The sequence below is a fragment of the Saccharothrix mutabilis subsp. mutabilis genome (assembly GCF_039521145.1).
Lineage (GTDB): Bacteria > Actinomycetota > Actinomycetes > Mycobacteriales > Pseudonocardiaceae > Actinosynnema > Actinosynnema mutabilis.
Map to the genome: position 1 here is coordinate 67,046 of NZ_BAAABU010000010.1, position 12,028 is coordinate 79,073.

The following is a 12,028-nucleotide window of genomic DNA, read 5'->3' on the forward strand; positions in this document are numbered from 1 at the left end:
CCAACGCGCCGTCTTTCCCGCCGATCGAAGAGCGTCATCGGCGGGAAGGACGGCGCGACAGGCCGACGCGGCCTCGCGGGTCCGACCTAGGGTTGGTGGCGTGACTACTCGCCAGGGCTGGATCCGCCGCCTCGCCACCGCCTGCTGGAAGCACCGGGCGCTCGTGGTGTGGTCGGTGCTGGCCGCCGTCGTCGGGGTGGGTCTCCAGGCCGTCGGCCCGCTGCTGATCAAGCTCGCGGTGGACGACGCGATGGCGGGACGCACCGACCGGTTGGCGGTGCTCGCCGCCGTGCTCGTCGGCCTGGAGCTGCTGACGTTCGGCACGGCGTTCGTGCGGCGGTTCCTGGGCGGGCGGCTGGCCGTGGACGTGCAGCACGACCTGCGGCAGGCCGTGTTCCACGCCGTGCAGCGGCTGGACGGGCCCAAGCAGGACGCGTTGCGCACCGGGCAGGTGGTGTCGCGGTCGATCACCGACCTCCAGCTGGTCAACAGCCTGCTGTCGATGACACCGCTCGCGTTCGGCACGGTCGTGTTCGCCCTGGCGGCGCTGGTGGCGATGTTCTGGCTGTCGCCGCTGCTCACGCTGATCGCGCTGGTCGTGGTGCCCGCGGTGGCGCTGGTGGCGGGGCGCAGCCGGCTCACGCTGTTCCCGGCCACGTGGTCGGCGCAGCAACGGGCGGCGGACGTGGCGCAGCACGTCGAGGAGACCGTCACCGGCGTGCGGGTGGTCAAGGGGTTCGGGCAGGAGGAGCGCGAGGTCGCGCGGCTGGAGGAGCGGGCGCAGGTCCTGTTCGCCGAGCGGATGCGGGCCGCGCGGCTCACGTCCCGGCCCACCGCGACGCTGACGGCGCTGCCGTTCGTGGGGCAGGTCGCGGTGCTGGCGCTGGGCGGGTGGCTGGCGCTGCGCGGTGACGTGTCGCTGGGCACGTTCCTGGCGTTCGCGACCTACGTGGCGAACCTGGTCGGTCCGACGCGGCTGCTGTCGAGCCTGATGGTGACGGCGCAGCTCGCGCGGGCGGGCGTGGAGCGGGTGTACGAGCTGATCGACTCGCAGCCCGACGTGGTGGACGGGTCGGCGGAGGTGCCCTCCGGCGCGGTGTCGGTGGAGCTGGACCAGGTGGGTTTCGGGTACACGCGCCGCGAGCCGGTGCTGTCGGACGTGTCGCTGAAGGTCGCGCCGGGCGAGACGCTGGCCGTGGTGGGCACGGCGGGGTCGGGCAAGTCGACGGTGTCGCTGCTGCTGCCCCGGTTCTACGACGTGCACGCGGGCGCGATCCGGGTCGGCGGGGTGGACGTGCGGGAGCTGCGGCTGGAGTCGTTGCGGCGCGCGGTGGGGGTGGTGTTCGAGGAGGCGTTCCTGTTCTCCGACACCGTGCGGGCCAACATCGCCTACGGGCTGCCGGACGCGTCCGACGAGCAGGTGGAGGCGGCGGCGCGGGCGGCCGAGGCGCACGGGTTCATCTCGGCGCTGCCCGACGGGTACGACACGGTGGTCGGCGAGCGCGGGCTGACGCTGTCGGGCGGGCAGCGGCAGCGGGTGGCGCTGGCGCGGGCGCTGCTGTCCGACCCGCGGGTGCTGGTGCTCGACGACGCGACGTCGGCGGTCGACGCGGCCACCGAGGCGGCGATCCACCACACGTTGGCGCAGGTCACAGCCACCCGGACGACGATCGTGATCGCGCACCGGCGGTCGTCGCTGGCGCTGGCCGACCGGATCGCCGTGCTGGACGCGGGCCGGGTGGTCGACGTGGGCACGCACGAGGAGCTGCACGAGCGGTGCCCGCTGTACCGGGAGCTGCTGGCCGGTCCGGGCGAGGCGATCGAGCAGGTGGACCCGCGCGCGGACGTGGCGCTGGAACCCGGTCCGGACGGGGTGACGCCGGAGCTGTGGCCGTCGTCGGACGAGGACGAGCTGGCCGTGCGGGCGGCGAACCGCGCGGCGGGAGCGGCCCGGGTGCCCAAGGGTCCGCGCGGCGGCGGCGGCACGTCCGCGCTGCTCGGCGGCACACCGCCCACCCCCGAGCTGATGGAGCGGGTGCACGCGCTGCCGCCGGCGCTGGAGCAGCCGGTGCTGCACGGCGAGGACCCCCGCGCGCCCGACCCGGGCTTCCGGCTGCGCACCCTGCTGCGGCCGGTGCGCTGGGCGATGGTCGGCGTGGGCGGGCTGCTGGTGGTCGACTCGGCGCTGGCGATCCTGCTGCCCAACCTGGTCCGGCTGGGCGTGGACCGGGGCGTGCTGGGGCACGACGCCCGGTGGCTGTGGCTCGCGGCGGGGATCGGGCTGGTGCTGGTGGCGCTGGGGTGGGTGTCGGCGGCGGCGGGCACCGTGGTCACGTCGCGGGTCGGTGAACGGCTGCTCTACCTGCTGCGGGTGCGCAGCTACGCGCACCTCCAGCGGTTGGGGCTGGACTACTACGAGCGCGAGATGGCCGGCCGGATCATGACCCGGATGACCACGGACGTGGACGCGCTGTCGAGCTTCCTGCAGACCGGGTTGACCACGTTCGTGATCAGCGTGCTGACCGTGGTGGGCATCGCGGTGGCACTGGTGGTGACCGACCCGTCGCTGGCGCTGGTGGCGCTGGCCGTGCTGCCGGTGCTGGCGGTGGCGACGGTGATCTTCCAGCGGCTGTCGTCGCGGGCGTACGCGCAGGCGCGGGAGCGGATCAGCGCGGTCAACGCGGACCTCCAGGAGAACGTGACCGGGCTGCGGGTGTCGCAGGCGTACACGCGGGAGGCGCGCTCGGCGGAGGCGTTCGCGGAGCGCAGCGACGCCTACCGGCGGTCCCGCATCCGGGCGCAGCGGTACATCGCGACGTACTTCCCGTTCCTGGCGCTGCTGTCGGGGGTGGCGCAGGCGGCGATCCTGGTGGTCGGCGCGTACCGGGTGGCCGAGGGGACGCTGTCGCCGGGCGTGCTGCTGGCGTTCGTGCTGTACCTGGGGTTGTTCTTCGCGCCGCTGTACCAGTTGTCGGGCGTGTTCGACGGGTACCAGCAGGCGCGGGTGGGCCTGAGCCGGATCGGCGACCTGCTGCGCACCCCGACCAGCGTGCCGCCCGCGCCGGAGCCGGTCGCGGTGCCGAGCCTGCGCGGCGAGGTCGAACTCCGCGACGTGACGTTCGCCTACCCCGGCACGTCCCGCCCGGCGCTGGACCGCGTGTCGCTGCGGGTGGCCCCGGGCGAGACGGTGGCGCTGGTGGGCGAGACGGGAGCGGGCAAGTCGACGCTGGTGAAGCTGGTGGCCCGGTTCTACGACGTGACCGACGGGCAGGTGCTGGTGGACGGCGTGGACGTCCGCCGGTACGACCTGGGCGAGTTCCGGCGGCACCTGGGCGTCGTGCCGCAGGAGGCGCACCTGTTCGGCGGGGACGTGGCGGACAACGTGGCGTACGGCCGGCCGGCGGCGTCGCGGGCGGAGGTGGAGCGGGCGGTGCGCTCGGTCGGGGCGCTGCACACGGTCGCGTCGCTGCCTTCGGCGTTCCACCAGCAGGTGGGCGAACGGGGCCAGAACCTGTCGGCCGGGCAGCGGCAGTTGATCGCCCTGGCCAGGGCCGAGCTGGTCCAGCCGTCCCTGCTGCTGCTCGACGAGGCGACGGCGGCGCTGGACCCGTCGACGGAATCGGCGGTCCTGGCGGCCGGCGACCACCTCGCGGGCTCCCGGACGACCTTCGTGGTGGCCCACCGCCTGGCGACAGCCGCGCGGGCGGACCGGATCGTGGTGCTGTCCGAGGGCCGCATCGCCGAACAGGGCACCCACGACGAGTTGCTGGCAGCCGGCGGCCTGTACGCCCGCCTGTGGTCCCACAGCACCGCCACGCACACCGCGGACACCTCCGACCGCGCGACACCGACACCGAGCCGCTGACCGACCCCCGCCACCGCGCCACACCGCCCAGCCCCGCCGACCACCCAGCCCCGCCGACCGTCCCGCCCCGCGCCAACCCCGCCCCCGCCTCACCGCTGCGCGGCCGTGCCGGCCCCTCGTCGGCACGCCAACACGCCCGGCGCGCCGTGGGGGCGTCCGGGCGGGTTGGGACGGGTCACTTCGCCGGCTGCTCGGCCAGCAGGTCGTCCAGCCGCTCGTAGCCCTCGATGACGCCGGTGTCCATGCCGCTCGACACCGCCATGTCGCGGGCCTCCGTGCTCTCGAAGACGCTCACCCCGCGCAGCCGGGTGCGGCCGTCGCCGAGGTCCTCCAGGGTCAGGGTCTCCAGGCTCACCCCGTCCGGGTAGCCCTCCCAGGTGAACGTCTGCACGATCCGCTCCGCCGGCCGGATCTCGTGGAACGACCCGTAGAAGCGGTACTCGCCCTGCTGGTCGCGGTGCACGTAGCGGTACTCGCCGCCGGTGCGGGCGTCCCAGGTGACGACCTCCATCTCCAGCCCGCGCGGGCCCAGCCAGCGCTTGACCAGCTCCGGCTCGACGTGCGCCCGGAACACCGCCGCGGGCGGCGCGTCGAACTCGCGCACGATCTCGATGGTGGGCAGCTCGGGGTGGGCCGCGATGGTGGTCTCGTGGTGCGTGGTGGTGCTCATGACGCGTCTTCCTTCCGGGTCCGGGTGTCCGGCTCGTCCGCCGCCAGCTCGGCGAGGACGGCGTCGAGCCGCTGGTAACGCTGCTCGGCCTCCCGCCGGTAGCGCTCGATCCACTTGGTCATCAGGTCGAACACCTCCGCTTCCAGGTGCACGGGCCTCCGCTGGGCCTGCCGACTCCGACTGACCAGTCCGGCGTCCTCCAGCACCTTGAGGTGCTTGGACACCGCCTGCACGGTCACGGCGTAGGGCTCGGCCAGCTCGTTCACGGTGGCGTCCGCCACCGCGAGCCGGGCGACCATGTCGCGCCGAATGGGGTCCGCCAGAGCCGCGAACACCCGCGAAAGCCGGTCCTCCACTGCCGTTCTCCTTACTCAACCTCTCGGTTGAACAAACCGTACGACCACACCACACCGTTGTCAACCATCTCGTTGAACATGCAGGTCAAGCACCACGCACCACCCAAACAGCGCGCGACGGGCCGGTGACGACCAGGGAAACCGTGGCGCTCGCCACGTCACCGCGCGATGCGCCGGACGGGTGGTGCATCCTCGACGCCACGGCACCTCACAAGGGCGCACCGAACGAGACGGACCTGGGCTGATACCTCAAGAACAGCTCAAGCACCCATAACGTGACCGACCTCGGGATCGATCCTGTGATCGAGCACTCCTTGCCCGGCCCCTCCTGTGTATGAACTGCACCAGACGGGGGACTAGCCTGACCATGAGTGAGTCATTACCAAGAGCGAGATGGATAGAGGCGAGCGCCAGCCGTGTCCAGCAGCAGTCCTGCTTCACAGTTCGGCCCCAATGAGTGGCTGGTCGAGGAGATGTACGAGCAGTTCCTCGCCGACCCGTCGTCCGTAGACCCGGCCTGGCACGACTTCTTCGCCGACTACAAGTCGACGCAGCGGTCGGGCAACGGCGCGGCCACGGCGGCGGCGTCCACGACCACCACCGCGGCCACCGACAACGGCACGGCGGCCCCGACGGCCACCGCGACCAAGCCGCAGCCCGCGAAGCCCGCAGCGAAGCCGCAGCAGGCCGCTCCCGCGAAGCCGGCGCCCGCGCAGGCCGCCAAGGCCACGCCGGTGCAGCCCTCGGCCGGCGCGGAGCAGAAGCAGCTGCGCGGCGCGGCGGCGGCGATCGCGAAGAACATGGAGCTGTCGCTCACCGTCCCGACCGCGACGAGCGTGCGCGCCGTGCCCGCGAAGCTGCTGGCCGACAACCGCATCGTGATCAACAACCACCTCAAGCGGACCCGCGGTGGGAAGGTCTCCTTCACCCACCTGATCGGCTACGCGGTGGTGCGGGCGCTGCACGCGTACCCGAACATGAACCGGCACTACGCCGAGGTCGACGGCAAGCCGTTCGTGGTCACGCCCGAGCACGTGAACTTCGGCCTCGCGATCGACCTGCCCGGCAAGGACGGCTCCCGCTCGCTCGTGGTGGCCTCCATCAAGGGCTGCGAGAACATGACGTTCACGCAGTTCTGGCAGGCCTACGAGGACCTGATCCGCAAGGCCCGGTCCGGCTCGCTGACCACCGAGGACTTCTCCGGCACCACGATCTCGCTGACCAACCCGGGCACGATCGGCACCAACCACTCGGTGCCGCGCCTGACGGCAGGCCAAGGCGCGATCATCGGCGTCGGCGCGATGGAGTACCCCGCGCACTTCCAGGGCACCAGCGAGCAGGCGCTGGTCGAGATGGGCGTCAGCAAGATCATCACGCTGACCTCGACCTACGACCACCGCATCATCCAGGGCGCGGAGTCCGGCGAGTTCCTCAAGCGCATCCACCAGCTGCTGCTGGGCGAGGACGGCTTCTACGACGACGTCTTCACGTCGCTGCGGCTGCCCTACGAGCCGATCCGCTGGGTCGCCGACATCCCCGAGGGCGCGGTCGACAAGACCGCCCGCGTCATCGAGCTGATCGACGCGTTCCGCACCCGCGGCCACCTGATGGCCGACACGGACCCGCTGAACTACCGCCAGCGCAGCCACCAGGACCTCGACGTCCTGTCGCACGGCCTGACCCTGTGGGACCTGGACCGGGAGTTCCCGGTCGGCGGGTTCGCGGGCCAGGAGCGGATGAAGCTGCGCGACATCCTGGGCGTGCTGCGCAACTCGTACTGCCGCACGGTCGGCGTCGAGTACATGCACATCCTGGACCCGGAGGAGCGCCTCTGGATCCAGGAGCGCGTCGAGGTGCCGCACGAGAAGCCGCCGGCCACCGTGCAGAAGTACATCCTGTCCAAGCTCAACGCCGCCGAGGCGTTCGAGACGTTCCTCCAGACCAAGTACGTCGGCCAGAAGCGGTTCTCGCTGGAAGGCGGCGAGACGGTCATCCCGCTGCTGGACGCGGTGCTGGACAAGGCCGCCGAGCACGAGCTGGACGAGGTCGTCATCGGCATGCCGCACCGCGGCCGGCTGAACGTCCTGGCCAACATCGTCGGCAAGCCGATCTCGCAGATCTTCCGCGAGTTCGAGGGCAACCTCGACCCGGGCCAGGCGCACGGCTCCGGCGACGTCAAGTACCACCTGGGCGCCGAGGGCAAGTACTTCCGGATGTTCGGCGACGGCGAGACCAAGGTGTCGCTGACCGCGAACCCGTCGCACCTGGAGGCCGTGGACCCGGTGCTGGAGGGCATCGTCCGGGCCAAGCAGGACATGCTCGACAAGGGCGGCGAGGGCTTCACCGTGCTGCCGGTCGCGCTGCACGGCGACGCCGCGTTCGCGGGCCAGGGCGTCGTGGCCGAGACCCTGAACCTCGCCCTGGTGCGCGGCTACCGCACCGGCGGCACCGTGCACGTCGTGGTGAACAACCAGGTCGGCTTCACCACCGCGCCCGAGCACTCGCGTTCGTCGAAGTACTCGACCGACGTGGCGAAGATGATCGGCGCGCCGGTGTTCCACGTGAACGGCGACGACCCGGAGGCGTGCTACTGGGTCGCGAAGCTGGCGGTGGACTACCGGCAGGCGTTCAACAAGGACGTCGTGATCGACATGGTCTGCTACCGCCGCCGCGGCCACAACGAGGGCGACGACCCCTCGATGACGCAGCCGGCGATGTACGACGTGATCGACACCAAGCGCTCGGTGCGCAAGATCTACACCGAGTCGCTGATCGGCCGCGGCGACATCTCCGTCGAGGAGGCCGAGAAGGCCCTTCAGGACTTCTCCTCGCAGCTGGAGCACGTCTTCAACGAGGTGCGCGAGCTGGAGAAGCACCCGATCAAGGCGTCGCCGTCGGTGGAGGCCGAGCAGCAGGTCCCGACCAAGCTGCCGACCGGCATCCCGCGCGAGACGATCGAGAAGATCGCCGACGCGCACGTGGACCTGCCCGAGGGCTTCACCCCCCACCCGCGCGTGAAGCCGGTGCTGGAGCGGCGCGCGAAGATGGCCCGCGAGGGCGGCATCGACTGGGCGTTCGCCGAGCTGCTGGCGTTCGGCTCGCTGGTGCTGGAGGGCCGCACGGTCCGCCTGGCCGGCCAGGACTCGCGGCGCGGCACGTTCGTGCAGCGGCACGCCACGCTGGTGGACCGCAAGAAGTCCGACGAGTACACCCCGTTGCAGCACCTCTCCGAGGACCAGGGCAAGTTCATGGTCTACGACTCGGTGCTGTCGGAGTTCGCGGCGCTGGGCTTCGAGTACGGCTACTCGGTGGCCAACCCGGACGCGCTGGTGCTGTGGGAGGCGCAGTTCGGCGACTTCGTCAACGGCGCGCAGCCGATCATCGACGAGTTCATCTCGTCCGGTGAGGCGAAGTGGGGCCAGCGCTCGGACGTCGTGCTGCTGCTGCCGCACGGCCACGAGGGCCAGGGCCCGGACCACACGTCCGGCCGCATCGAGCGCTTCCTCCAGCTGTGCGCGGAGGGCTCGATGACCATCGCCGTGCCGTCGACCCCGGCGAACTACTTCCACCTGCTGCGCCGCCACGCCCTCGACGGCGTGAACCGGCCGCTGGTGGTGTTCACCCCGAAGTCGATGCTGCGCCTGAAGGCCGCGACGTCCCCGGTCGAGGACTTCGTCGAGGACCGCTTCAACTCGGTCATCGACGACGCCCGCGCGGGCGACCCGTCGGCGGTCAAGCGCGTGCTGCTGTGCAGCGGCAAGGTGTACTACGAGCTGGTCGCGGAGCAGGAGAAGCTGGGCCGCACCGACACCGCCGTGGTCCGCCTGGAGCAGCTCTACCCGGTGCCGGCGCGGAAGCTGACGGAGGCGCTGGAGCGCTACCCGAACGCGACCGAGCTGCGCTGGGTCCAGGAAGAGCCGGCGAACCAGGGCGCGTGGCCGTTCCTGGGCCTGGCCCTGCCGGAACTGCTGCCCACGCGGTTCAACCTCAAGCGCGTGTCGCGCCGCCCGATGGCCGCGCCGTCGGCCGGTTCGTCCAAGGTGCACGAGGTCGAGCAGCGCGAGCTGATCGCGAAGGCGTTCGAGTAGGCCGGCATGTACTTCACCGATCGCGGCATCGAGGAGCTGGAGAGCCGGCGGGGCGAGGAAGAAGTGACCCTCGCCTGGCTGGCCGACCGGTTGCGCTCGTTCGTCGACGCGAACCCGGAGTTCGAGACGGCGATCGAGCGGTTCGCGACCTACCTGGCGCGTGACGACCAGGACGACTTCGAGGACTGAAGTCCGGGTTCGAACGCGGCGAGGGGCACCTGTCTTGCGACAGGTGCCCCTCGCCGCGTTCAACCGGCTAGGCGACGTTCGACGGGTCAGCCACCGGGCCGCTCACCGATCCAGGTCTTCGGCAGCGGTGGGATCTCGCCCGACAGGATCGCCCGCATCTCCTGTCGGTCCCGCCGGCTCCACCGGGACAGGCGGTCGCGGGCGGCCCGGACGGGTTCGACCTCGCCCACCACGCAGAGGGTCCGCGCCGCTTCCAGGCGCACGGAGCGGGCGGGATCCCGCAGCAGGTCCACGAGCGGTTCACGCACCGGTTCCAGGTCGACCTCACCCCGCAGCGCCGCCCACAGCCGACGAACGGCTTGCGCGGAGGTCGCCCGGACCGTGCGATGCGGGTCCCGCAGTGCCGTTGCCAGAACGGGCAGTGCGGCGGGGTCCGCGGTGTCGCCCAACCCCACCGCGGCGGCGCAGCGAGCGATCAACCCGGCTCGCGCCAACTGCTCGGCGTAGCGCCGCACCGGCTCCAGGCGCCGCAGTCTGGGGAAGCCCCATTCCTCCGTGCCCAGGGGGAACTCACCGTTCAACCACTCCAGCAGGGCCGCCATCCGCGGTGCGCGTTCCCGCAGGTTCGCGTGACCGTCGCGGAGCTGCACGGTGTAGACCGGGTCGCGGTCGGGGTCTCGTTCCGCGAGGATCCTGCTGATGAGCTCGGCGCGGGCCCGGTCGCCGTCGGCGCAGGCCAGGTCGAACGATCGCAGCAGCGTCGCGTCCAACTCTGCGTCGGGTGCGTCGACAAGCACGTTGGCGGCCCGCTCACGTTCTGCCGGCCCACCGCTGACGATCGCGTCAAGCGCTGAACCCACCCCGGCCCGCGCCGAACCCTCATCCATGACCATTCCCCCCTGCCTTGGCGTCCACGTCCGCCAGGGTCGCACGCGGACAAGCTGGCCCACCCGCCGTGCACATCACACCACCCCCACCCCGCACGACCGCGGCGGCGGGCTGCGGTTGGCCTTGCGCTCTTCGTGTCCCGTTGTCCGCAATGAACCCCGATCGGGTGATTCACCGGTTAGGATCCCCGCAACCCGCTGCCCCGGTGGCGGGGTCGAGGCTGGGGAGGGCCTTGCATGGGGGGTGTTCGCGCGCGCGGCGAGGTCGCCTTGGCGCCGCCTGTTCTGCTGCTCCTCGGGGCCGTCGCCGCCGCCGTCGTCGCCCAGGGCGGGTACTACCTGCCTGGCCGGGTGTTGTCCGGGGTGTTGGCCGGGGCCGCCCTCCTGCTCGCTGTGACCACTGATCGGAACTCGCTGCGCGGGCCCGTGGTGTTGGCCTGTGGGGCGTTGGCGTCGTGGGCGCTGGTCCGGGGCGGGCTGGCCGGGGACCTCGTGGCCGGGCTGCCCGTGGTCGCGGCGGTCGGGTGCCTGGTGGCCGGGGTCGTCGTGGTGCGGCAAGCGCCGGAGCGGGCCCGGGAGTCGTGCGGGGACGTCCTGGTCTGGGTCGGGGTCGCGGTCGGGGTCACCGGCTGGGCCGCCGTGGTGTGGCGCGTCCCGTCCTGGTCGGTGGTGGCGGACGGGTTGGCTCGCGGCTCCTCCACGTTGACCTACCCCAACGCCGCCGCCGCGTTGCTGGCCGCGCTCGCCGTGTTCGCCGTGGTCGGCGGCAAGAAGGCGCCGCTCGTGTGCCTGCTGCTGGTGGGGCTGGGCGCGACGCTCAGCCGGGCCGGCGTGATCGCGCTCGGTGTGGCGCTGGTCGTGGCCTGTGTCGTTGCCGGGCCGCGGAAGGTGCTCGGGAACCTCGCCGCGCCGGCGGTGGGTGCGCTGGTCGCGTTGGCTGCGCTGGCGCCCTCGTTCCCGGTGGCACGGCCCGCGCAGGTGCTGCTCGCCGTCGCCGGGCTCGTGGTCGGCGTCTCGGGCGCCCACCTGCTCGAACGGACCGGTGGCCGGGTCCGGGTCGCCGTGCTGGCGGTCGCGTGCGTGGCCGCCGGGGTGTTCGGCGCGCCGCGCCTGGAGACGCTGCTGGCCGGGCGGTTGACGCTGGCCTCGCCGGACCGCGAGGGTGCGCTGGACGCCGCCCTGCGGCTGGCCGCCGCGCACCCGGTGATCGGGGTCGGACCCGGGCGCGGCTGGTTCGTGTGGACGCGGGCGGACGGGGACGCGCGCGTGATGCGGTACGTCCACAACGAGTACCTGCAGGTGCTCGTCGAGTTGGGCGCGATCGGACTCGGTCTGGTGGCGTGCCTGCTGGTCGCGGTGGTGCTCACCGTGCGGCGGCGGGCGGCCGGGCCGTGGGCGGGGGCGGTCGCCGCGTTGGCGGCCCTGGTGGTGCACAGCGGGTTCGACTTCCTGTGGCACCTGCCCGTCGTCCTGCTGACCGCCGGGCTGTTGGTGGGCCTGGCTGCTCCACCTCATCCGCCAGAGAAGGAGAACACGTGAAGACCTTCCCGAAGATCGCCGCCGTGGTGGCCGTGGCCGGCGCGGCCGTGTTCGCGTCCGTGCTGCCCGGCAGCGCCGACGTAGCCGCCCAGTCGCCGTCGCTGGGCGCGGTCAGAGTCGAGTCCCCGGCGATTCTGGAGGCGCGCGGCGCGGCCGTGCGGGTGTCGGTCACCATCGTGTGCCCCGCCGGCTACCCGACCTCGGTCAACCTCACGGTGACCCAGCGGTCCGGCGGCGGCGTGGCCACGGGCAGCGACTACAAGAGCCCGGTGACCTGCACGGGCACCGCGCAGACGATCGAGCTGACCCCGACCGCGAACGGCGAGGCGTTCCGCAGGGGCACCGCGTTCGCGTCGGCGTCGATGTACGTCTCCGGCCCCGGCTACGTCACCGACGACCGCGAGATCGAGATCGTCCGCTGACCCGGCGCCCCG

At 72.4% G+C, this 12,028-nt stretch carries 8 protein-coding genes; 5 read left to right on the plus strand and 3 right to left on the minus strand.

The features are described 5' to 3' along the window. Positions 1–100 precede the first annotated feature (100 nt). Entirely contained in the window at positions 101–3,865 is a 3,765-nt protein-coding gene (locus ABD126_RS22175) for an ABC transporter ATP-binding protein (protein WP_343935790.1), read from the plus strand. Positions 3,866–4,040: 175 nt separating this feature from the next. Here the strand turns inward: ABD126_RS22175 and ABD126_RS22180 are convergent, their stop codons facing one another. Both ABD126_RS22180 and ABD126_RS22185 read right to left on the minus strand, forming a co-directional pair. Beyond that, positions 4,041–4,535 (minus strand): SRPBCC family protein, encoded by a 495-nt coding sequence (locus ABD126_RS22180; RefSeq protein ID WP_343935791.1) that lies wholly within the window; start codon positions 4,533–4,535, stop codon positions 4,041–4,043. Next, positions 4,532–4,891 carry an ArsR/SmtB family transcription factor gene (locus ABD126_RS22185; protein WP_343935792.1) on the minus strand — a complete coding sequence of 120 codons (360 nt, stop codon included), beginning with the start codon at positions 4,889–4,891 and terminating at the stop codon, positions 4,532–4,534. The genes ABD126_RS22180 and ABD126_RS22185 overlap by 4 nt, the downstream gene beginning before the upstream one ends. A gap of 416 nt (positions 4,892–5,307) precedes the next feature. Between ABD126_RS22185 and ABD126_RS22190 the strand changes: the two genes are divergently transcribed. Beyond that, entirely contained in the window at positions 5,308–8,979 is a 3,672-nt protein-coding gene (locus ABD126_RS22190; protein WP_343935793.1) for a multifunctional oxoglutarate decarboxylase/oxoglutarate dehydrogenase thiamine pyrophosphate-binding subunit/dihydrolipoyllysine-residue succinyltransferase subunit, read from the plus strand. Positions 8,980–8,985: 6 nt separating this feature from the next. Next, a complete protein-coding gene (locus ABD126_RS22195; protein ID WP_343935794.1) occupies positions 8,986–9,168 on the plus strand; it encodes a DUF6104 family protein in 183 nt (60 codons plus the stop codon). 86 nt (positions 9,169–9,254) lie between these two features. Here the strand turns inward: ABD126_RS22195 and ABD126_RS22200 are convergent, their stop codons facing one another. Further along, positions 9,255–9,965 carry a HEAT repeat domain-containing protein gene (locus ABD126_RS22200; protein WP_343935795.1) on the minus strand — a complete coding sequence of 237 codons (711 nt, stop codon included), beginning with the start codon at positions 9,963–9,965 and terminating at the stop codon, positions 9,255–9,257. 327 nt (positions 9,966–10,292) lie between these two features. Here ABD126_RS22200 and ABD126_RS22205 point away from each other — a divergent pair, with 327 nt between their 5' ends. Continuing rightward, positions 10,293–11,594 (plus strand): O-antigen ligase family protein, encoded by a 1,302-nt coding sequence (locus ABD126_RS22205; RefSeq protein ID WP_343935796.1) that lies wholly within the window; start codon positions 10,293–10,295, stop codon positions 11,592–11,594. Continuing rightward, a complete protein-coding gene (locus ABD126_RS22210; RefSeq protein ID WP_343935797.1) occupies positions 11,591–12,016 on the plus strand; it encodes a hypothetical protein in 426 nt (141 codons plus the stop codon). Before ABD126_RS22205 ends, ABD126_RS22210 begins: the two co-directional genes overlap by 4 nt. Positions 12,017–12,028 lie beyond the last annotated feature (12 nt).

What these genes read in the sequence shown, in the direction of transcription:
- ABD126_RS22180 (WP_343935791.1), bottom strand. Translation starts at nt 4,535, where the DNA reads ATGAGCACCACCACGCACCACGAGACCACCATCGCGGCCCACCCCGAG.
- ABD126_RS22195 (WP_343935794.1), top strand. Translation starts at nt 8,986, where the DNA reads ATGTACTTCACCGATCGCGGCATCGAGGAGCTGGAGAGCCGGCGGGGC.
- ABD126_RS22205 (WP_343935796.1), top strand. Translation starts at nt 10,293, where the DNA reads ATGGGGGGTGTTCGCGCGCGCGGCGAGGTCGCCTTGGCGCCGCCTGTT.